Here is a 21,114-nt window from a genome sequence, read left to right on the forward strand (position 1 = left end):
CGGCAGAGCGGATCAGTTGCCGTCGGCGCGTATGACGATGCTGTTGAAGCCGTTGTCGGCCAAACGCTTGCGCGCTGCATTGACCGCCGGCACCCCCTGGTAGGGGCCGGACCGTACGCGGTAGCGCGTATCCTTGTCGTTGATCTTGGCGCTGACCACTTTCGCCTCGAATCCGAGCAGGGCCAGTTGCGCCTTCATTCGATCGGCGTCTTCAGTACGACGGAACGAGCCCACTTGAACCAGATAGCGCTCGGGTTTCGCCGTCGTTTGCTCGGTGTTCGGCTTGGGTGCTGCAGGCTGGTCGAGTTCCTCTTCCGGTACAACGACCTCCATCTCCGGCAGCATGTTGTAGAAATCGAAGCGCGGCTTGGGCGGATCCGGCACCTCTGCCGCCTTGGGTGGCGGCGTCGCTTTGCCTGTCGGCGGCCGGTCGGGTTTTGCCGTCACCCAATCGCCACCGGGATCCGTCGCCTGCCCGTTCAACCAGACGAGACCGACGATAAAACCACCCAACATCAGCCCCGTGAGCAACCACAACCAGGCCGGCAGCGGTTTCTTCTTCGGTTTGCGTTGAGCGCGGTGTTTGTAATCTCGAGGCACGACAGCTTCTAAAAAGACGCGGGCGACATCGGCCAGCGATACGACAGTGAAGGGAGCGAAATTCTAGCCCGTTCCTGACGCTTATGCGACAGCCGCCGGATCATTTGCGCACGGTTCGCGCATTGACTCACACCCACCGATGCAAAACTCCGCTGCACTTTCCCTGTGGCCACAGCCTTACATCTTCTCCGGCGCCGAAACACCCAGCAGATTCAGCCCGTTGCGCAATACCTCGCGCGTCGACAGGATCAGCTTGATCCGCGCGTCACGCAGCGTTTCGTCGTCGACCAGAAACTGATGCGCGTTGTAGTAGGTATGGAAGTCGTTGGCCAGCTCACGCAGATAGTGCGTCAGCTGGTGCGGCTCTTCGTTGGTCGCGGCCGACTCGACGACCTCGGGATAACGCGACAGCGTCTTCAGCAACCCGAGCTCGTGCGATTCGGTCAGGCGCTCGAGGTTGGTCACCCCTTCGCTCGGCGACACGTCCATCAGTTTCTCGGCGGCCTGGCGCAACACTGCGTGGATACGGGCATGCGCATACTGCACGTAGTACACCGGGTTGTCGTTGGATTGCGACTTGGCCAGATCGAGGTCGAAATCCATGTGTTGCTCACACTTACGCATCACATAGAAGAAGCGGGCGGCATCACTGCCGACTTCTTTACGCAGCTCGCGCAGCGTGATGAATTCACCCGAGCGGGTCGACATCTGCACCTTCTCGCCGCCGCGGTAGAGCACCGCGAACTGCACCAGCAGCACGTCGAGCTTCGAGGCATCGCCGCCCATGGCCTGCAGTGCCGCCTTCACCCGCGGCACATAGCCGTGGTGGTCGGCACCCCAGATGTCGATCACGCGGTCGAAACCGCGCTCGAGCTTGTCCATGTGGTAGGCGATGTCGGAGGCGAAATAGGTCGTCTGGCCGTTGTCCCTTACCACCACGCGATCTTTTTCGTCGCCGAAGTTGGTCGAGCGGAACCACCAGGCACCGTCGTTCTCGTACAGGTGGCCGGCGTCGCGCAGGCGATCGATCGCCTTGTTGACCGCGCCGGACTCGGTCAGCGAACGCTCCGAGTACCACTCCTGGTAATTCACACCGAACAGGCCGAGATCATCGCGGATATCGTCCAGGATCACGTTGAGACCGAGCTCGAAAACGAAGCGGTAGCGATTGTCGCCGAGCAGCTTCTTGGCGCGCTCGATCAGCGCGTCGATGTGCGCCTCTTTGTCGCCGCCGGCAGGTTCATCGGGCGGCACCTCGGCGAACGTTTCTTCGGTGCTGTGACGATAGGCATCCTCATGGTCGCGATGCAGTGACGCGGCGATGTCCCAAACATAATCGCCTTTGTAACCGTTGCTCGGAAACTCCAGGGCCTCGCCGCACAACTCCAGGTAACGCAGCCATACCGAGGTGGCGAGGATATCCATCTGACGGCCGGCGTCGTTGACGTAGTACTCGCGATGCACGTCGTAGCCGACGGCCTCGAGCAGATCGGCGACGACCGCGCCATAGGCGGCGCCACGCCCGTGACCGACATGCAGCGGCCCGGTCGGGTTGGCCGATACGAACTCGACTTGCACTTTCTTGCCCGCGCCCAACGTGCTGCGCCCATAGCCATGACCGGCTCGCAGTATCTCCGGCACCAGTGAGTGGTAGGCGTTGTCGGCAAGCTGGAAGTTGATGAAGCCGGGGCCGGCGATTTCGACGCCAACCACGCTGTCGGATGAAGGCAGCGCCTCGACCAGCTTGTCCGCCAGATCGCGCGGCCGCATTTTTGCCGCCTTGCTGTGAACCATGGCCGCGTTGGTGGCGAAGTCACCGTGCGCTTCGTCGCGCGTGCGTTCGATCGTGGCCGGACGCACATCAGCGCCATCGAGCACCTGTTGATCGACGAGCTTGTGCAGAGCCTGGCTGACGAGGTCGGCAATATGCGATTTCATGGTCCCAAAACATCCCGGAATTCAAGCCGGCAAGGATAGCAGGAACCGCTGCTTTAAGGCATTGCCTGGATTGGTCCGACGCCTCAATACAGATCGATCGGATCGATGTCGAGATGCCAACGCACACGCTTGGCAACCGGCAGCCCGGCGGCGAACTCGGGCAGGGCGCGCAACACCGCATGCAGCGCATTGCGTTGCGCAGCCTGCAGCAGCAGATGCACCCGGTGTTTGCCGGCACGTCTCGCCATCGGCGCCGGCACCGGCCCCCACAGCGCAACCTCGCTGCTGGCGACCTGCGATGCCCATGCCGCAACCTCGGCAAGAAAGGTCTCGGCCGCATCGCGCCGACTCGCCTCCGCGCGCAGCAGCGCCTGGTGCGAATACGGCGGCATCGACGCGCTCTGGCGCTCCTGCAGTGCCTGCTCGGCGAACGCGCGATAGCCGTGGCGAACCAGCGTCTGCAACAAGGGGTGCTCGGGAAACCGCGTCTGGATCAACACCTGGCCCGGGCGATCGCCACGACCTGCCCTGCCGGCAACCTGGATCAGCAGTTGCGCCATGCGTTCGGTACTGCGGAAGTCGGCACTGTACAGGCCACCGTCGGCATCGAGCACACCGACCAGGGTCACGCGCGGAAAATGATGCCCCTTGGCGAGCATCTGGGTACCGACCAGGATCGCTGCGTCGGCGTCATGCAGGCGCTGCAGCAACGCATCCAGGCTGCCCTTGCGCGCGGTCGCGTCACGATCGACGCGAATCAGCGGATATTGCGCGTAGCGTTCGGCAAGGTAGCCTTCGAGCTGTTCGGTGCCCTGGCCGAGCGGGTGCAGATCGTCCTCGCCACACTCCGGGCACACCGACGGCACGCGCCGTTGCGCGCCACAATGATGACACCACAACAGACCGCTGGCGCGGTGCACCGTCTGCCGCGCATCACAGCGCGGACAGTCCGACAACCAGCCACAGCTGAAACAGGTCAGCACCGGCGCATATCCGCGCCGATTGAGGAACAGCATCACCTGCTCGCCGCGCGCCAGAACGGCGTCCACACGTTCGAGCAGCGGCGCCGATACACCGCATTGCAACGGCTGATCGCGCACATCCAGCAGATCGATGCGCGGCGGCTGGGCGTTGCCGGCACGCTGATCGAGCCGCAGGTGCCGGTAACGATCCGCCTGCACATTGCGCAACGATTCAAGCGATGGCGTGGCCGACCCAAGTACCACCGGGCACTGTGCACGCTGCCCACGCACGATCGCCAGATCGCGCGCCGAATAACGGAAACCCTCGGTCTGCTTGAACGACGGATCGTGTTCTTCGTCGACGATCACCAGGCCCAGATCGGCGATCGGCGTGAAGATCGATGAACGCGTACCCAGCAACACCCGCGACAGACCAAGCCGCGCACGGTGCCAGGCGTGCTCGCGCTCGTTGTCGGTCATTGCCGAGTGCGTCATCTGCACCGTGTCGCCGAGGCGCTGGCGAAAACGTTCGTACAACTGCGGGGTCAGTGATATCTCGGGGACCAGCACGAGCACCGATTTGCCGCTGGCCAACACGGCAGTCGCAAGCTGCAGGTAGACCTCGGTCTTGCCACTGCCGGTCACCCCATCGAGCAAGGCAACCGCGAACTCGCCCAGTTTGCCGGCCACGCTTTCATAGGCCTTCGCCTGCTCGGCGTTGAGCTCATGGCCGTCGTCGCTATCGATTGCGAGCGGCGTCGCAGCAAGCCGCATACCGCTGGCGATCAGCCCCTTGTCGCACAGTGTCTTGAAAACGGCATGACTGCCGCTGAAGATCGATTTGAGCTGTTGTTGGGGCGCGATGTGCGCTGTCTGTCGTTGCAGCCAATCGAGGATTTCGCGCTGCCGCGGGGCGCGACCTGCACTGCTCTGCAAGAACGCCCGGCCGGCATCGGTCAGTTCCCACATCGGTTCGCCGGCTTCGAGCGTGGCTACTGCCGAACGCAGCCGCCTGGGCAGTGCAGTCAACACCACCTCGCCGATCGGGTGATGGTAGTAATCGGCCACCCAGCGGAGAAACGCCAGATCGTCGTCGGCCAGCAGGGGCTCGGGATCGATGACCCGGCTCAGTGGCTTGAGTCTGTCGTGCGGACAGTCGGTTTCGCCGAGCAGTTCGACGACCACGCCAACCGCTTTCGCCCGCCCGAACGAAACCGCAACCCGCGCCCCCGGCGCCGGTTGCGCACCCGGCGGGATTGCGTAATCGAACAGCGAGCGTAGCGGTGCGCCGACCGCGATCCGCGCAATCGGCATCGACTTCATCGGCAGCGACCAGTTTCCACGCACGCGCTCAGTCGTTGGGTTTGCCCGACAATCAAGCGTTTAGCTCCAATTTCACAGAGCCTGTGGATAACTTTGTGGAATAACCCTGTGGAAATGGCCGCAAACCGCGTCAGACGGCGAATTGCATTAAATTGACCGAAAAATGGCCAATCATTAAAAAACATTTGTAAACAACAAGTTAATAAATATCAAAACATTCTGATGGAGTGCTGCAGGACGAATCCCCTGCCGGCCCGCCGACGCGGTTCGATTGTGCATAAGTAGCGATCTGCAACGTTTGTCAAGCGTATTTTTTCGGCGACGATTAGCCGGTCCAGGCCAAACCTGCGGACTGGAATCGAGTTTCAACTATCCGAAACGAAACAAAATCCGATACCTAGGCGTCGAATAAGAACATGATTCGTATCCCGCCAGACGCCAAAACCGCCGAATTGAGTCGTACGTATTTCGTCACGCCCTTGGCCACATATTAACGCGACACCGTGCGAGCCGGGCGCGCGGGCCACCGTGGCTGGCTGTCACGGAACCACCCCTTGAAAGATCGGCCTGATCTATGCAATAACCGAACAAATCACGTGTGGGAGCACCCAGGTGCAAAGCCTTTCACAACAGATTTTGCGTACCGATGCATCGGGCATGCCGCTGGAGTGGATCGATTTTCGGCAGGCCGCACGGCTGCACTTCCTCGGCATGATCGCCTACGTCTGCGGTGAGCCGCTGTTCACCCTGCACGGCGGTATCAATGCGATCAGCCGTCGCCGCAGCATTATCGAAATCAATTCGATCATCGCGACGTTCGGCAATCACCAGATGCGCGACAGCTATACGCCGCCGCTCAGCAACCGCACCCTATTTCAACGCGATGACCACCTGTGCCTGTACTGCGGCAATCACTTTCACTATCGCGAGTTGTCGCGTGATCATGTAACACCGATCAGCCAGGGCGGGCTGAATCAATGGACGAATGTCGTCACCGCCTGCACGCGCTGTAACAATCACAAAGCCGGCCGCACCCCCGAACAGGCCGACATGCAATTGCTGGCGATCCCGTTCACACCGACCCATGCCGAGTACATCTACCTGCAGGGCCGTAACGTGCTCGCCGATCAGATGGCATTTCTACGCGCCCACTTTCCGCGCACCAGTCCGCTGCGCGAACGCAACCACGACCCAAAACCCGACGCTTGAGCATCTGGCAGGACATCGCGGCCGACATCAGCGCGGCCACCGGCAAGGCATTCGAACCGCAAGCGCCCAGCGGACTCGGCGGCGGCTGCATCAACAGCGCATTCAAACTCAGTGACGGTAAGCAGACCTGGTTCGTCAAGACCAACCGTGCCGAACTCCTCGACATGTTCAAGGCCGAGGCTGAGGGCTTGAACGAACTCGCGGATGCCGATGCGATCAAGGTGCCGCGCGCGATCTCGACAGGTGTCAGCGGAGACAGCAGCTACATCGTCATGCAGTACTACGCGCTAAGCCACGGCAACGCGCTGTCGTGGCGCAAGGCCGGCGAGCAACTCGCGGCACTGCATGCGGTGAGCAGCGACGCCTTCGGCTGGCAGCGCGACAACACCATCGGTGCCACTGCGCAACGCAATAGCTGGACCGACGACTGGGTGACATTCTGGCGCGATCACCGGCTCGGCTTTCAACTCGCCGAAGCGGCGCGCAACGGCTACGGCGGCCGGCTACAGAAACTCGGTGAGCAGTTGCTTGAACGCTTCGACGTGCTTGTCGATCACGACCCCAGACCCGCGCTGCTGCACGGCGATCTATGGAGCGGCAATATCGCCTTCGACGAAAATGGCGAGCCGGTGATCTACGATCCAGCGACCTATTTCGGCGACCGCGAGGCCGAACTGGCGATGACCGAATTGTTCGGCGGTTTCAGCGCCGACTTTTATGCGGCCTATCGTGCGGTTGCACCGATCGACGCCGGGTATCGCGTCAGGCGCACGCTATACAACCTGTATCACGTGCTCAACCATCTCAACCTGTTTGGCGGCGGATACGGCGGTCAGGCCGAACGCATGATGCAGTCACTGCTGGCGGAGTGCTGAATCCAGGTATCAGCGGCCGGCATGGTCTAAGCGGCCATGCTCGACAGAGCGCGGCAACACGCCACCCGATCAATCGCCCGATCGCCGCGGGCGCTCACGGTTCACGGCCGCAATAGCGCTTGAAATACGGTCGAAGCCTGGCCTTCTCGTCCGCACGCTGTTGTTCGCTGAGGTACTCGCGCTCGCCACCGTCGTCGCGGTAATACAGTGGACCGCCGTGTGACAGACGCCGCCAACGCTTTTCCATGTCGACGCATTTCGCAGCCATTTCGCGCTTCTCCTGCTCCGCCTTGGCGGCCGCCGCCTTTTTCTGCTCGCGCTCATACTCGTACGACTGCAGTACCCGGCGCTGACGCTCGCGACGCTTGTCCAGGCTGGTGTCGGCCGCGGCCGGCGTCTCGCCACTCTCCGGCAGTTCGAGCTTTTCGGCATCCACCGGCGGCGGGCGCTGGCTAAAATGCACCTGGCCATTGCTGTCGGTCCAGCGGTACACCTCGGCGGCAAACGCAGACGCAGTCAGCAGAAATGCGCCGAGCATCAACAAGAGTCTCATCCGTGGCTTCCTCCGGTGACACATCCCGCTATCATAACGCCTGCTTTACCTCCCGGGCGGCACGCCCCGTATCGCGACCGCCCTGCTTGATCTTTGCGATTTAAGGACCTGATTCCGATGACCGTTTGGCTGCGCGCCGTTCTGCTTGTCTTGCTTGCCACGCTGGCGACTGCCGGCGCGTGCCTGGCGGAAGCCGGTTTCGTGGATGAGAAGGAAACCGGCAAGTGGTCCGATAGCGCGAGCAAACGTCTCAAGGAGATCAGCGCCGACCTGCAGAAGTGGAAGGACGCGCCACCGGCGGGCGAACGGTTGAGCGAGGCACAAAGCGAGGTATTGAAGATTCGCGAGCGCGCCGAGCAGTGTGTCGCCGATTTCAGTGCGCATCTGGCCAGCGTCAAGGAACGCCTTGCGGCACTCGGCGAGCCCGGCGAAAAGGCCGCCAGCGAAATTCAGGCCACGCAAAAGAAGTTTGAGAAAGACCAGCAGGACATCGAACAGCAACTTGCCGTCTGTCGATTGACGTCGATCGGTGCGCGCGATCTGCGCAACGAGTTGACCGCGCAGTGGCAGGCGATGGTCTCGCGCCAGTTGCTGCATCACGACAAAGACATATGGGAGACGACGACCGACGTACTGGTCAACGGCTTGTCGTTCGACTCCACCAAGAAGATCGGTTTCGAACCCTGGCCGGCGCTGGGCGCCGGCGCATTGCTATTGGCGATCCTGACGCCGATCGCACTGATGCTGTCGCGCATGCTGCGTGGGCGCTTCCCGATGCCGGACCCGGAAACCGCCAACCCACCGCAACGCAGCACGATCCTGGCCGATCTCTACAGTCGCCGCCTGCCGTGGTTGGCAGTCGGGCTGACCGTTGTCGTCACCCTGTATCTCGCCGGTGCAGCACCGCTCGCGGCATTTGGTGCCGCGCTATTGATATCCGCCTGCGTTGCACCGCTTATCCAGTTGCTCGTCTGCCAGGGCAAACTGAACTGCGCAGAAAGCGTGCCCGCGCGGCTGTTGCTCGACCTGGTGCTGGTCGCCGGCGCACTCGTGCTGATGGGCGCACATGACTACCTGCCGGGCGACGCCGTTCCCATGTTGCGCGCGCTGTTCCTGCTGGCGCTGGTCGGAGTCGCCGGCTGGTTGATGCGCAAGCTCTACCAGCGCGACGACCTGTCGACGTTGCGCAGCCTGCGCCTGCCGATCGGTATCGCCCTACTTGCCGGCCCGACCGCGGACTGGCTCGGTTACCCCAACCTCGGCATGTTCCTGACACTGGGCATCTACGGTACGGCGGTCGGCGTATTGCTGGTCTGGCTCGGCCTGTCGTTGATCGGCCACCTGTTCGATTCGCTCAAAGACAGTGACGCCGAGTCGCAATCGGCGTTGCGCAAACGACTCGGCTATTCACGCGGCGAGAAAGTCCCGGGCGTCGGGATGTTGCATTGGGTGGTGCGCATCGGCGCACTTGTCGGACTCGGTTACTGGCTGCTGTATGCCTGGCAGGTATCGGAGTCGGACACCGCGCTGGTGCGCGATGTGCTCCACCAGGGTTTCCAGGTTGGCGCCGTACGTATCGTACCGTCCAAGCTGATCCTGGCGCTGCTGTCGTTCCTGGTTCTGCTGAGCCTCGCCAGATGGCTGCGCACCCAACTGGGTGAGCGCTGGCTGACCCGCACCAACCTCGATTCGGGTGCGCGTCAATCGGTCGTGTCGCTGACCAGTTACGCCATCGTCGGCATCGCGATCATGCTGGCCCTGAGCATGGCCGGGCTGGACTTTCAAAACCTCGCCATCGTCGCCGGTGCCTTATCGGTCGGTATCGGTTTCGGCCTGCAGAACATCGTCAATAACTTCGTATCGGGCCTGATCCTGCTGTTCGAGCGACCGGTGCGCCCGGGAGACTGGGTGGTGGTCGGCCAGACGCAGGGTTATGTACGCAAGGTCAGTATCCGCTACACCCTGATCCAGACGTTCGACCGCGCAGAAGTACTGGTACCGAACTCAGAACTGATTTCCAACCAGGTTACCAACCTGACATTGTCGGACCCGTTCGGCCGGGTGATTGTGCCGGTCGGCGTCGCCTACGGCAGCGACACGCGCCAGGTGCGCGACATTCTGCAGAAGGTGGCACGCGAACATCCGCTCACGGTATTGCACGATCCGCGCGTCAGCCCGCCGCAGGTCTTCTTCATGGACTTCGGCGACAGCTCGCTGAACTTCGAACTGCGGTTCTTCATTCGCAATATCGACTACAAACTGTCGGCCAAGAGTGATGCATTGTTTGCGATCGACGACGCGTTCCGCGAAGCTGGCATAGAGATACCGTTTCCGCAGCGCGTCGTGCATCGTCCGGCCGGAGAACCGGTCGAAACCAAGAGCGAATCCGCACAGATTCCGGGGAAACCCGGGCCGGCAGAAAAAGGCGACAAAGAGGACGAAGACACATGACGCATGCCAAGCAGGCATTGGGTTGGCGCGAATGGCTGGCGTTGCCGGATATCGGCATTCCATTGATCAAGGCCAAGGTCGATACCGGGGCCCGCACATCGTGTCTGCATGCATTCTACGTGGAGCCGTTTCGGCGGGACCACAAGGACTTCCTGCGCTTCGGCGTCCATCCAATGCAAAATGACGCGCAACAAGTGCTACATTGCGAAGCACAGATAGCCGATCAGCGTCAGGTTTCCGATTCAGGTGGGCACCGCGAACTGCGCTTCGTGATCCGTACCCGGCTGCAGATACTTGATTTCGATGATGAGATCGAACTGACACTGACCAACCGCGACAGCATGCGTTTCCGCATGCTGCTGGGTCGCACCGCATTGGTTGCTGCGAACCTGGTCGTCGATTCGTCGGCTTCATACCTCGCCGGCAAACCGTAAACACAAAAGGCCTGACTATGAAAATTGCCGTTCTCTCGCGCAACAGCAAACTGTATTCGACCCGCCGCCTGGTGGAAGCCGCGCAACAACGTGGTCATGAAGTTCGCGTGCTCGACGCGCTGCGGTGCTACATGAACATCACCTCTTTGCGCCCGACGATTCACTACAAGGGCGAGAACCTGACCGGCTTCGATGCGGTGATTCCGCGTATCGGCGCATCGGTTACGTTCTACGGCACCGCCGTGTTGCGGCAGTTCGAGATGATGGGCGTGTATCCGCTTAACGAATCGGTGGCGATCACCCGCTCGCGCGACAAGCTGCGCTCGCTGCAACTGCTGGCGCGCAAGGGCATCGGCCTGCCGGTTACCGGCTTTGCCCATTCGCCCGACGACGTGCAGGACATGCTGAAGATGGTGGGCGGTGCGCCGGCCGTCATCAAACTGCTTGAAGGCACACAGGGTATCGGCGTGGTGCTGGCCGAAACCGAAAAGGCGGCCGAGAGTGTGATCGAGGCATTCATGGGCCTGAAGGCCAACATCCTGATCCAGGAGTTCATCAAGGAGGCCGGCGGCGCCGACATCCGCTGCCTGGTCGTCGGCGGTAAGGTGGTCGCCGCGATGAAGCGACAGGGCAAGGAGGGTGAGTTCCGCTCGAACCTGCACCGTGGCGGCAGTGCTACGCTGGTTCGCCTGACGCCGGAAGAACGCTCAACCGCGACGCGTGCCGCCAGCATCATGGGGCTGAATGTCTGCGGCGTCGACATCCTGCGTTCGAATCACGGCCCGGTGGTGATGGAGGTGAACTCATCACCCGGGCTCGAGGGCATCGAAGCTGCGTCGAAGAAAGACGTCGCCGGCATGATCATCGAGTTCATCGAGAAAAATCAGAAACCCAACAATACCAAGACCCGCGGAAAAGGCTGACATGGCGAAACAACGACCTCAGTTCGAGATCGGCGATACCACCGTCGCAGCCGGACAACGTCAGGTCGTCAGCATTCCACTGCCGGGTCTCTACACCAACGACCCGGTCAGCATGCCGGTGCATGTGGTGCACGGCAAGAACGATGGCCCCATCGTCTTCATCAGCGCCGCGGTACACGGCGACGAGATCAACGGTGTGGAGATCATTCGCCGCCTGCTCCGCACCCCCCAGTTGAAACGGATACGCGGCACCTTGCTGGCGGTGCCGATCGTCAACGTGTTCGGGTTCCACAACCGTTCGCGTTACCTGCCCGACCGCCGCGACCTGAACCGCAGTTTTCCCGGCAGCGAAACCGGATCCCTTGCCGGCAGGCTGGGCTTTGCCTTCATGTCGCAGGTCGTCGAGCGTTCCGACCTGGGTATCGACCTGCATACCGCTGCGATCCATCGCGACAACCTGCCGCAGATTCGCGCAGACATCAACGATCCGATCCTTGAGCCCCTGGCAAAGGCATTCAGTGCGCCAGTATTGCTGCACTCCGCTGCGCCCTCAGGTTCGTTGCGCGGTGCGGCGGCCGACCTCGGTGTGCCCGTTATGGTTTACGAAGCGGGAGAAGCATTGCGCTTCGAAGAGGTTTCGATCCAGATCGGGCTGCGCGGCATCATCAATGTGTTGCGCCGTCTGGCGATGCTTCCACCGAGCAAACGTCAACCAAGCCGGCCGAGCGCCGTACTGCGTTCGAGCAGTTGGCAGCGCGCGCCGCACAGCGGCATTCTGCGCGCTCAATCCAAGCTGGGTGCGATGGTCAGCAAGGGTGAAGTTCTGGGCGTGGTCGCCGATCCGTCCGGCGAATCCGAATTCGAAATGCCTGCACCTTACGATGGGGTCGTGATCGGCCGTACCAATCTGCCCCTGGTGTTCGAGGGCGAGGCGCTGTTTCACGTCGGGCGCACACGCCAGACGTCGCTGCTCGAACAGCACCTCGACGCACTGCAGGAACCCACGAACCTGGTACCGCCTGAGCTGATCGAGGAACCCCCCATCGTCTGAAAAGGTGCGGCTCGCAACGGGGCCGATTCAATACCGGGAACAAAAAAAGGGCGCCCGAAGGCGCCCTTTCTTTTCGCTTACAGATCGAATGATCTGGGATCAGGTGCTGGAAGACCCGCGAGCACCGGTGAATTCCGGATAGGCTTCCATACCGCACTCCGAAACATCCACACCCTCGTACTCTTCCTCTTCCGATACGCGGATACCCATGATCGCCTTGATCACCAGCCAGACAACGAAGCTGACGACGAACACCCAGGCAAAGATGGTTCCCGCACCGACCAACTGACCGACAAAGCTTGTTTCACCGTTGGTCAGCGGCACTGCCATCAGGCCCCAGAAGCCGACCACGCCGTGCACCGAGATGGCACCGACCGGATCGTCGATCTTCATCTTGTCCAGGGTCAGGATCGAGAACACGACGATCGCACCACCAACGGCACCGATCAGCGTGGCAGACAGGGCCGACGGAGTCGAAGGCTCGGCGGTGATGGCCACCAGGCCGGCGAGTGCACCGTTGAGTGCCATCGTCAGGTCAGCCTTGCCGAACAACAGACGGGCAACGATCAGCGCAGTCACCAGACCACCGGCAGCCGCCGCGTTGGTGTTCAGGAACACCATGGCGACCGAGTTGGCGTTGGCGATATCGCCGAGCTTCAGCACCGAACCACCGTTGAAGCCGAACCAGCCCATCCAGAGGATGAAGGTACCCAACGTAGCCAGCGGCAGGTTGGCACCCGGGATAGCGTTCACGCGACCATCGGCGGTGTACTTGCCCTTACGCGGTCCAAGCAGCAGAACACCGGCCAGTGCAGCCGCGGCGCCTGCCATGTGAACGATGCCCGAACCGGCGAAGTCGGAGAAGCCGAAGTCGTCGCCAAGACTGTACAGACCGAAGACGCTACCGCCGCCCCAAGTCCAGTTGCCTTCCATCGGGTAGATGAAGCCGGTCATGACGACGGCGAACAACAGGAAGGCCCACAGCTTCATACGCTCGGCAACCGCGCCCGATACGATCGACATTGCGGTCGCAACGAACACCACCTGGAAGAAGAAGTCCGACGCGCTCGAGTAAACCGCGTCACCGTCAAAGCCGTTCTCTGCCGACGACTTCAGCGCATCCGCGACCAGCGCTTCACCGCCTTCGATACCGGCCAACAGCACGCCACCGTCATACATCAGGTGATAGCCGATGACCATGTACATGATGCAAGCAACGGCATACAAAGCGACGTTCTTGGTGAGGATCTCGGTCGTGTTCTTCGCACGAACGAGGCCCGACTCGAGCATGGCGAAACCTGCCGCCATCCACATAACCAGCGCACCACAGATCAGAAAATAAAACGTGTCTATGGCGTACTGGAGTTCAAAGATATGATTCTCCATTTTTAGCAACCCCCGGCAGGCTTAAAGTGCTTCAGGACCGGATTCGCCTGTGCGGATGCGAATGGCCTGAGAAAGTTCGTAAACAAAGATCTTGCCGTCGCCGATCTTGCCGGTTTTGGCAGCGGCACTGATGGCTTCGATAACCGCGTCGAGCTGATCGTCATCGATCGCGATTTCAACTTTGATCTTGGGAAGGAAATCGACGACGTATTCAGCGCCGCGATACAGTTCGGTATGGCCTTTCTGGCGACCGAATCCCTTGACTTCGATAACGGTGATACCCGTGACGCCGATGTCGGAAAGGGCTTCACGCACGTCATCGAGCTTGAAGGGCTTGATGATGGCTGCAACCAGTTTCATAGGTACTTCTCCTAGGCCACCTGCGACAATGGCAGGTGGCCAGTGAAAAAATTAAATGGTTAGTTTTTTAGGTTCGGCTTACAGCGACTTGGAAACGGTGAATGCAATGTGATCGCCGCAAACAGCCGGCGTGCCGTCACACAATCCATCGTCGGCGGTATCGGTGTAGCTGAGATCGAAACCAAAGCCGGCGTATTCGGTCGAAACACCGAGTTTCCAGTCTTCGTAGTCGAGATCAGGCAGACCGCTCTTCTCGTCGATGTCGGTCACGCCGTAGTGCGCCGAGATCGTGAAACTGCCGACCGGCACATCGATACCCAGGTCGTAGTACATGCCGTCGCCGACATCGAAGAAGTCAGGGCTGTAGTTGACGGTGAAGCCGGCTGCCAGTACGCCGAAGTCTTTGGAAATGCCAACGTGGAATTCGTCGGTATCGGTTTCATAACCGATGTTCGGATCGTTCTCGTCGCTATCCGGGTAGTTGTAACGGACGTAGCCAACGTCCAGATCGACCGGCCCAACCGTGCCCGCCCAACCCAGGTAGGTGTCGATTTCGATGCTGGATCCGGCGAAGAACTCGTCGTCTACGTTGGAAGCCCAGATGCCGGCATAAAAGCCCGACTCGTGCTCGTAATCGAAGCCGCCCTGAATCGCAAACGAGTTATCGTTCTGCGAAATACCGCGGAAAATGTAGTTCGTGGTGAGTGCGACATTGCCACTGAACTCTGCCATTACAGATGTCGACGTCATCAACAACGCGCTGACTGCAAGGGCTGCCTTCTTCATCTTCATATTTGGTTAACTCCCTAAGGCTGTGCTTTTGAAAAGATCGGTGTTGAACACGCGACTGCCCCAGCATTTAGCACGACATATGCCAACGACTCTTTCTTTTTGATTTTCATTTGGTTACAGCCTGACTACGGTACCTTTTGGCGCTGCTCTCGCACCAAAAGCAAACTTTTGTGGAGAGCCCGCCCCAAGTTGGTGCATCATCTTGGTGCATTGATGAAACTGGACACCCGGAACGCGGTTTCTTACCCTTCGCTGCTCGCGGCAACTGGCCGTCGGAGGACAACATGCTGGATCCCAAACTGTTCGATGACCTGTCGCGGCGCGTCGCCGAAAACCTGCCGCGCGGCCTGCAAAATTTGCAGAACGACGTGCAACGCAACGTGCGATCGAGCGTCGAAGCCGCACTGGCGAAACTGAATCTGGTAACCCGCGAAGAGTTCGAGATTCAGCAGGCGGTGCTGCTGCGCACCCGCGAGAAACTCAAAGCGCTCGAAGATCGCGTTGCGGCCATGGAGGCCGACGCCAAGCGCTGATCAATCCGGCCTGCTACAGCGCAGGCCCTCAGGACCAAGGAAGGTCATGGCATTTGCAGTAACACACTGTCGCGCCGCTATTGGCGTCGACGCCCCACCGGTAGCCGTCGAGACTCATCTCGCCAACGGTCTGCCCAGCTTCAACATCGTCGGACTGCCCGAGAAGGCGGTACAGGAAAGCCGCGACCGCGTGCGCAGCGCGCTGGTCAACAGCGGATTTGATTTCCCCGCCAGAAGGATCACGGTCAACCTTGCCCCTGCAGATATACCCAAGCACGGCAGCCGGTTTGATCTGGCAATCGCGATCGGCATCCTCCTGGCGAGTGGGCAACTGCCGGATAAGTCTGCCGACGGCTATGAGTTTGTCGGCGAGCTGAGTCTCGCCGGCGCATTGCGCAGCATCAGCGGTGTTCTGCCCATGGCGTTGGCTACTGCCGCGGCCGACACCAAGATGATCCTGCCCGCGGCCAATGCCGACGAAGCCGCGCTTGTCTCGTCGCTGGCCTCATACCCCGCTGAGCATCTCCTGGGAGTTACCGCCCATCTGCTGGGCGCGACCCTTCTGAAAGAACATTGCAAACCCCAGCAACAATCCTCGAACTCACCGTCATCGGATCTCGCCGACGTATGGGGCCAGTCGCAGGCCAAGCGTGCCCTCGAAATCGTGGCTGCCGGTCGCCACAACCTGCTAATGGTGGGGCCACCAGGCAGCGGCAAATCAATGCTCGCCAGCCGGCTGCCCGGTATTCTGCCGCCCATGACAGAGCGAGAAGCACTCGAGAGTGCGGCCGTCAGATCGATCGCCGGTCTGCCCTTCTCGCCGGGCACATGGATGCAACGGCCCTTTAGGGCACCGCACCATACGGCGTCCGGAGTCGCATTGGTCGGAGGTGGCGGCGGGAGCCACCCGAGACCAGGAGAGGTCTCGCTCGCCCACTTCGGTACGCTGTTCCTGGACGAACTGCCAGAGTTCAACGGCAAGGTGCTCGACGTACTGCGCGAGCCGCTCGAAACCGGAAAGATCCTGATCTCGCGCGCCGCTCGCCAAGCCGAGTTTCCGGCCGATTTCCAATTGATCGCGGCGATGAATCCCTGCCAGTGCGGCTACGCCAACGACCCTGAACGCATTTGTGCCGGCTGCAGCCCGGAACGCGTGGCGCGCTATCAGCGGCGCATCTCCGGTCCGTTGCGCGACCGCATCGATATCCAGATCGAAGTATCCGCCTTACCACGTCAAGCGCTGCTGGGCGGGTTGAAAGCGCGCTCGGAAGACAGCGCAACGGTGCGCCAGCGGGTCTGCTCAGCGTGGGAAAAGCAGCTTGAGCGCCAGGGAACCGCCAACGCTCGGCTCGGCCACGAAGACCTGCAACGGCACTGCTCATTGTCGCCCGCCGGGCAAGCCCTGCTCGCCAACGCCATCGATAAACTCGGTCTCTCAGCGCGTGCCTTTCACCGCATCCTGCGCGTGGCGCGTACGATCGCCGACCTGGCGGGCAAGGAAAGTATCGAAGATCAACACCTGACCGAGGCCATCGGTTATCGCCGTTTGGATCGCATCGGCTGAACGAGTCGCCTGTCCCGCGCCGTGTAGCGTTGAGCGTCGTACCAACAGGCACAGACTTGGGTAAACTCCCCGCCCATGCTGCAGTTCGATGATGTTGCTCTCCGCCGTGGCCCGCGCCTGTTGTTCGAGCACGCCACTTTCCAGATCCACCCCGGACACAAGTCGGGCCTGACGGGCGCCAATGGCACCGGCAAGTCCAGCCTGTTCGCCATGATTCTGGGCGGCCTGCATGCCGACCAGGGCAAGCTGAGCTTCCCCGCGGGTTGGGAGATCGCCCATGTCGCGCAAGAGATGCCGGCGACCGATCAGGCAGCCATCGAGTACGTACTCGACGGCGACCAGGGGTTGCGAAAATTGCAGGCAAATCTGGCCGATGCCGAACAGTCGGGCAACGGTGAGCGCATCGCGCACCTGCACTCCGAGTTGGACCACATCGGCGGCTACCAGGCCAACAGCCGCGCCGCGACCCTGATGAGCGGGCTCGGCTTCAAACCGAGCGATGAACGCCGGCCATTAAGCGATTTCTCCGGCGGCTGGCGCATGCGCCTGAACCTCGCCCGCGCCCTGATGTGCCGTTCCGACCTGTTACTGCTCGACGAGCCGACCAACCACCTCGACCTCGACGCCGTGATCTGGTTGGAGGCGTGGTTGAAACAGTATCGCGGCACCCTGCTGCTGATCTCGCACGACCGCGATTTTCTCGACAGTGTGTGTGACCACATCCTGCATATCGAACAAACGCGCGCCACGCTGTACAACGGCAACTACACAGCATTTGAACACCGGCGTGCCGAACAGCTTGCCAATCAACAAGCGGCTTACGAAAAGCAACAGCGCGAGATTGCACACATGCATTCATTCGTCGAACGCTTTCGCGCCAAGGCCACCAAGGCGCGCCAGGCGCAGAGTCGCATCAAGGCGCTCGAACGCATGGAACAGATCGCGCCCGCGCATGTGGATTCACCATTTGCTTTTGCGTTCAAGCCGCCGCCGAAGAACCCGCATCCACTGCTGAAACTGGATGACTGCGCTGTCGGTTACGACGATACCGCTATCGTCCGGCACGCCAAGCTGGTACTCAACCCGGGCGATCGCATCGGCTTGCTGGGGCCGAACGGCGCCGGCAAATCCACGTTGATCAAGCTGCTTGCCGGCGACCTTGCACCGCTGGCCGGTGAACGTGCAGAGGCACGCCATCTGGCCATCGGCTATTTCGCCCAACACCAGCTCGAGCAATTGCAGCCCGGACACAGTCCGCTCGAGCATCTGCAACAACTCGACCGCGACGCATCCGAGCAGGCCTTGCGCGACTACTTGGGCGGCTTCGGCTTTATCGGCGACAAAGCGCTCGAAGCGGTCGCTCCCTTCTCGGGCGGTGAGAAATCCCGCCTGGTCCTCGCGCTGCTGGTGTACCGCCGCCCCAACCTGTTGCTGCTCGACGAACCGACCAACCATCTCGACCTCGAGATGCGCCAGGCATTGGCGACCGCCCTGCAGGACTTCGAAGGCGCCATGGTGGTGGTTTCGCACGATCGTCACCTGCTGCGCCTGACGTGTGACCGCCTGCTACTCGTCAGCGGCGGGCGCGTCGATGAGTTTGACGACGAACTCGACGCCTATCCCGCATGGCTGGCGGCACACAATCGCGCCGGCAAACAGGAGGTTGCACCGACATCGGCGACGCGCTCGGACTCGGCCGAACAACGCCGCGAGCGCAAACGCCTCGAAGCCGAACAACGCAAGGCACTGCAGCCCTTGCGGCGGGCCGTCGAGCGTTGCGAACAGCAGATGAACGCCCTGCATACCAAACAGGCTCAGCTTGAGGCCGCCTTGGCCGATACCGGCTTATATAGCGACGAACGGAAGGATGAGCTGCAGCAACTGCTGCGCGACAAAGGTGATGTCGACGCGCAACTCGAGACTGCCGAAGAGGCCTGGATGGAGGCCGCCGAGGCACTGGAAAGCGCGCAGCGATGATCATCGCAACGGCTGACCATGTTTCGATTTCTGATAGTACTCACCATCGCCGCCGGCGTATGGCACTTCGGCTGGAGCGAACCGGCAGCGGTGCAACTCGGGCCCGGCATACACGCCAATGTGCTGCCGGCACAATCGGCGACCGCCAGCGGCGACAGCTTCGACTACAAGGGCTATCGCATTACCCCGCTGGCTGATTTCAGCATTCGCGCCAAGGTGCTGTCGCGCGAAGACTACAGCTTCGGGCGCGAAGCCGATGTATCACCGATGGATCTCGCGTTGGGTTGGGGCCCGATGTCCGACGAACAGGTGCTCAGCGACATCGCCATCAGCCAATCCGGTCGCTGGTACCGCTGGTCGACGCCGAACCTGCCGATCCCACGCCGCGATATCGAGACGCATAGCGCCAATATGCACATGATCCCGGCAAGCGACGATGTCGCCGATGCACTGGATGATTTCCGCCAGGGTCAGATCATCCAGCTCGAAGGCTACCTGGTGCGTGTCGATGGTGATGACGGCTGGCGCTGGATCAGTTCACTGACCCGCGAGGATACCGGTGCCCGCGCCTGCGAAGTGGTTTATGTGAAACGCGCACGCGTGACCCTTTGATCGTTGCCGTCATGCGGCTAAAGTGGCCGTATGAAAGCGATACTCATTGCCGCGCTGTTGATGACCGCCCTGCCCCTGCAGGCGGAACCCCTCGAGACCGAACGTGAAAAGATCGACTACGAGATCGTCACCGAAGGTCTGGTTCACCCCTGGTCGCTCGCCTTTCTGCCCGGGGGCGGCTATCTGATCACCGAACGCCCCGGGCGCTTGCGCCTGGTCGATGCACAAGGCCACTTGCACGCAAGCCCCATCGGCGGCCTGCCGGCAATTGCAGAATACGGCCAGGGCGGGCTGCTCGACGTCGCCCTGCATCCAGATTTCGAAAACAATCGTTGGGTTTATCTGAGCTACGCCGAGCGTACCAACGACGGCGTCGGCACAGCGGTTGTGCGCGGCCGATTCGACGGCAGCTCACTGCGCGATACCCAAGTCATCTTTCGCCTGCTACCCAAATCGCGCACCAATAGGCACTTCGGTTCGCGCCTGGTGTTCGATCGCGACGGCTACCTGTTCATCACACTCGGCGATCGCGGCGACCGTCCGCGCGCGCAGGATCTCAATGACCATGCCGGTTCTGTCATCCGTCTACACGATGACGGCCGCATTCCGGACGACAACCCCTTCGTAGGCCAACGCAACGCCCGCCCGGAGATCTACAGCTATGGCCATCGCAATATGCAGGGCGCGACACTGCATCCAGGCAGCGGCAAGCTATGGACACATGAGCATGGCCCACAGGGTGGTGACGAGATCAACCTGCCGCAGGCCGGATACAACTACGGTTGGCCGGTCATCACCTACGGCGCGAATTACGGTTTCGGCACCAAGATCGGCGAAGGCACGGCCAAACCCGGCATGCAGCAACCACTGTACTACTGGGTGCCATCGATAGCCCCTTCCGGCATGGCCTTCTACGATGGCGATCGTTTTCCCAACTGGCAGGGCAATCTGTTCGTCGGCTCGTTGAAGTTCGACCTGTTGGTGCGACTGGAGATTGCAAACGACAAGATCACCCATGAAGAGCGCCTGTTCGAAGGCAGGTTCGGACGCATCCGCGACGTGCGCCAGGGGCCGGACGGCTATCTCTATCTATTGAGCGACGCGCGCAACGGCAAGCTGATCCGATTGCGGCCTGCCAACGGACGCTGACCGTGCAGATCGCGCCGGGCATCGAATTGAACGACGACGCGCTGCAGTGGCAGGCGATCCGCGCGCAAGGCGCAGGTGGGCAGAACGTCAACAAGGTTTCGTCGGCACTGCATCTGCGTGTCGATATCAACAACAGCGGCCTGCCGGAGGCTGTCTGTCAGCGACTGCTGCAACTCGGTGATAGTCGAATCACCAGCGACGGCATCATCGTCATCAAAGCGCAGCGCTTCCGCACCCAGGAAAAGAACCGCGCCGACGCACTCGAACGCTTGCGTGACCTGATCGTGGCTGCCGGTAAAACGCAGAAGGCAAGGCGTGCAACCAAACCGACCAAGGCCTCGCAACGCAGGCGCATGGACAGCAAGGCCAAGCACGGCCAACTCAAACGCCTGCGTCGAAACGTCGACGACTGACGTCGGCTT

At 61.3% G+C, this 21,114-nt stretch carries 19 protein-coding genes; 12 read left to right on the plus strand and 7 right to left on the minus strand.

What is annotated here, in order from left to right:
• Positions 1–12: 12 nt before the first annotated feature.
• The 3 genes from B1781_RS21310 to B1781_RS21320 form a co-directional block, all read right to left on the minus strand.
• The gene (locus tag B1781_RS21310; protein ID WP_078121614.1) at positions 13–600 is read right to left on the minus strand and encodes an SPOR domain-containing protein; all 588 of its coding nucleotides are present in this window, start codon (positions 598–600) and stop codon (positions 13–15) included.
• 177 nt (positions 601–777) lie between these two features.
• Positions 778–2,538: an arginine--tRNA ligase gene (argS, locus tag B1781_RS21315; protein WP_078121615.1), complete on the minus strand. Its 1,761-nt coding sequence runs from the start codon at positions 2,536–2,538 to the stop codon at positions 778–780.
• Between the two features lie 83 nt (positions 2,539–2,621).
• Positions 2,622–4,823, minus strand: a complete 2,202-nt coding sequence (locus B1781_RS21320) for a primosomal protein N' (protein WP_078122176.1) — start codon at positions 4,821–4,823, stop codon at positions 2,622–2,624.
• 612 nt (positions 4,824–5,435) lie between these two features.
• Between B1781_RS21320 and B1781_RS21325 the strand changes: the two genes are divergently transcribed.
• Entirely contained in the window at positions 5,436–6,032 is a 597-nt protein-coding gene (locus B1781_RS21325) for an HNH endonuclease (protein ID WP_174575422.1), read from the plus strand.
• The gene (locus B1781_RS21330; protein ID WP_078121617.1) at positions 6,029–6,907 is read left to right on the plus strand and encodes a fructosamine kinase family protein; all 879 of its coding nucleotides are present in this window, start codon (positions 6,029–6,031) and stop codon (positions 6,905–6,907) included. The genes B1781_RS21325 and B1781_RS21330 overlap by 4 nt, the downstream gene beginning before the upstream one ends.
• A gap of 94 nt (positions 6,908–7,001) precedes the next feature.
• On the opposite strand, the gene B1781_RS21335 is transcribed toward B1781_RS21330, so the two are convergent.
• Entirely contained in the window at positions 7,002–7,460 is a 459-nt protein-coding gene (locus tag B1781_RS21335; protein ID WP_164513499.1) for a DUF4124 domain-containing protein, read from the minus strand.
• Positions 7,461–7,577: 117 nt separating this feature from the next.
• On the opposite strand from B1781_RS21335, the gene B1781_RS21340 reads away from it, so the two are divergent.
• From B1781_RS21340 to B1781_RS21355, 4 genes are read left to right on the plus strand one after another with little or no spacing between them, the layout of a single operon-like run.
• Entirely contained in the window at positions 7,578–9,911 is a 2,334-nt protein-coding gene (locus tag B1781_RS21340; protein WP_125932216.1) for a mechanosensitive ion channel family protein, read from the plus strand.
• On the plus strand, positions 9,908–10,345 hold the full coding sequence (locus B1781_RS21345; RefSeq protein WP_078121620.1) for an ATP-dependent zinc protease family protein: 438 nt from the start codon (positions 9,908–9,910) through the stop codon (positions 10,343–10,345). The genes B1781_RS21340 and B1781_RS21345 overlap by 4 nt, the downstream gene beginning before the upstream one ends.
• A gap of 17 nt (positions 10,346–10,362) precedes the next feature.
• Positions 10,363–11,268, plus strand: a complete 906-nt coding sequence (gene rimK, locus B1781_RS21350; protein WP_078121621.1) for a 30S ribosomal protein S6--L-glutamate ligase — start codon at positions 10,363–10,365, stop codon at positions 11,266–11,268.
• A 1-nt stretch (position 11,269) separates the two neighbouring features.
• The gene (locus B1781_RS21355; protein WP_078121622.1) at positions 11,270–12,319 is read left to right on the plus strand and encodes a succinylglutamate desuccinylase/aspartoacylase family protein; all 1,050 of its coding nucleotides are present in this window, start codon (positions 11,270–11,272) and stop codon (positions 12,317–12,319) included.
• A gap of 99 nt (positions 12,320–12,418) precedes the next feature.
• On the opposite strand, the gene B1781_RS21360 is transcribed toward B1781_RS21355, so the two are convergent.
• From B1781_RS21360 to B1781_RS21370, 3 genes are all read right to left on the minus strand, one after another.
• Positions 12,419–13,705 carry an ammonium transporter gene (locus B1781_RS21360; RefSeq protein ID WP_078121623.1) on the minus strand — a complete coding sequence of 429 codons (1,287 nt, stop codon included), beginning with the start codon at positions 13,703–13,705 and terminating at the stop codon, positions 12,419–12,421.
• Positions 13,706–13,726: 21 nt separating this feature from the next.
• Positions 13,727–14,065 (minus strand): P-II family nitrogen regulator, encoded by a 339-nt coding sequence (gene glnK / locus B1781_RS21365; RefSeq protein ID WP_078121624.1) that lies wholly within the window; start codon positions 14,063–14,065, stop codon positions 13,727–13,729.
• 78 nt (positions 14,066–14,143) lie between these two features.
• Positions 14,144–14,857 (minus strand): TorF family putative porin, encoded by a 714-nt coding sequence (locus B1781_RS21370; protein WP_078121625.1) that lies wholly within the window; start codon positions 14,855–14,857, stop codon positions 14,144–14,146.
• A 284-nt stretch (positions 14,858–15,141) separates the two neighbouring features.
• On the opposite strand from B1781_RS21370, the gene B1781_RS21375 reads away from it, so the two are divergent.
• From B1781_RS21375 to arfB, 6 genes are all read left to right on the plus strand, one after another.
• Positions 15,142–15,390 (plus strand): accessory factor UbiK family protein, encoded by a 249-nt coding sequence (locus B1781_RS21375; protein WP_078121626.1) that lies wholly within the window; start codon positions 15,142–15,144, stop codon positions 15,388–15,390.
• 46 nt (positions 15,391–15,436) lie between these two features.
• Positions 15,437–16,954: a YifB family Mg chelatase-like AAA ATPase gene (locus tag B1781_RS21380; RefSeq protein WP_078121627.1), complete on the plus strand. Its 1,518-nt coding sequence runs from the start codon at positions 15,437–15,439 to the stop codon at positions 16,952–16,954.
• Positions 16,955–17,029: 75 nt separating this feature from the next.
• Entirely contained in the window at positions 17,030–18,931 is a 1,902-nt protein-coding gene (locus B1781_RS21385; protein ID WP_078121628.1) for an ATP-binding cassette domain-containing protein, read from the plus strand.
• 18 nt (positions 18,932–18,949) lie between these two features.
• Positions 18,950–19,543: a hypothetical protein gene (locus B1781_RS21390; protein ID WP_078121629.1), complete on the plus strand. Its 594-nt coding sequence runs from the start codon at positions 18,950–18,952 to the stop codon at positions 19,541–19,543.
• A gap of 30 nt (positions 19,544–19,573) precedes the next feature.
• Positions 19,574–20,692 (plus strand): PQQ-dependent sugar dehydrogenase, encoded by a 1,119-nt coding sequence (locus tag B1781_RS21395; RefSeq protein ID WP_078121630.1) that lies wholly within the window; start codon positions 19,574–19,576, stop codon positions 20,690–20,692.
• A complete protein-coding gene (gene arfB, locus B1781_RS21400) occupies positions 20,689–21,105 on the plus strand; it encodes an alternative ribosome rescue aminoacyl-tRNA hydrolase ArfB (RefSeq protein WP_408646378.1) in 417 nt (138 codons plus the stop codon). The genes B1781_RS21395 and arfB overlap by 4 nt, the downstream gene beginning before the upstream one ends.
• Positions 21,106–21,114 lie beyond the last annotated feature (9 nt).

It is taken from the genome of Thiosocius teredinicola, from assembly GCF_002009425.1.
Lineage (GTDB): Bacteria > Pseudomonadota > Gammaproteobacteria > Chromatiales > Chromatiaceae > Thiosocius > Thiosocius teredinicola.

Bases quoted from the DNA above. Each gene is read 5' to 3' on its own strand.
- argS (WP_078121615.1), bottom strand. From the start codon at position 2,538: ATGAAATCGCATATTGCCGACCTCGTCAGCCAGGCTCTGCACAAGCTC.
- B1781_RS21320 (WP_078122176.1), bottom strand. From the start codon at position 4,823: ATGAAGTCGATGCCGATTGCGCGGATCGCGGTCGGCGCACCGCTACGC.
- B1781_RS21335 (WP_164513499.1), bottom strand. From the start codon at position 7,460: ATGAGACTCTTGTTGATGCTCGGCGCATTTCTGCTGACTGCGTCTGCG.
- B1781_RS21340 (WP_125932216.1), top strand. From the start codon at position 7,578: ATGACCGTTTGGCTGCGCGCCGTTCTGCTTGTCTTGCTTGCCACGCTG.
- B1781_RS21345 (WP_078121620.1), top strand. From the start codon at position 9,908: ATGACGCATGCCAAGCAGGCATTGGGTTGGCGCGAATGGCTGGCGTTG.
- rimK (WP_078121621.1), top strand. From the start codon at position 10,363: ATGAAAATTGCCGTTCTCTCGCGCAACAGCAAACTGTATTCGACCCGC.
- B1781_RS21355 (WP_078121622.1), top strand. From the start codon at position 11,270: ATGGCGAAACAACGACCTCAGTTCGAGATCGGCGATACCACCGTCGCA.
- B1781_RS21360 (WP_078121623.1), bottom strand. From the start codon at position 13,705: ATGGAGAATCATATCTTTGAACTCCAGTACGCCATAGACACGTTTTAT.
- glnK (WP_078121624.1), bottom strand. From the start codon at position 14,065: ATGAAACTGGTTGCAGCCATCATCAAGCCCTTCAAGCTCGATGACGTG.
- B1781_RS21370 (WP_078121625.1), bottom strand. From the start codon at position 14,857: ATGAAGATGAAGAAGGCAGCCCTTGCAGTCAGCGCGTTGTTGATGACG.
- B1781_RS21375 (WP_078121626.1), top strand. From the start codon at position 15,142: ATGCTGGATCCCAAACTGTTCGATGACCTGTCGCGGCGCGTCGCCGAA.
- B1781_RS21380 (WP_078121627.1), top strand. From the start codon at position 15,437: ATGGCATTTGCAGTAACACACTGTCGCGCCGCTATTGGCGTCGACGCC.
- B1781_RS21385 (WP_078121628.1), top strand. From the start codon at position 17,030: ATGCTGCAGTTCGATGATGTTGCTCTCCGCCGTGGCCCGCGCCTGTTG.
- B1781_RS21390 (WP_078121629.1), top strand. From the start codon at position 18,950: ATGTTTCGATTTCTGATAGTACTCACCATCGCCGCCGGCGTATGGCAC.
- B1781_RS21395 (WP_078121630.1), top strand. From the start codon at position 19,574: ATGAAAGCGATACTCATTGCCGCGCTGTTGATGACCGCCCTGCCCCTG.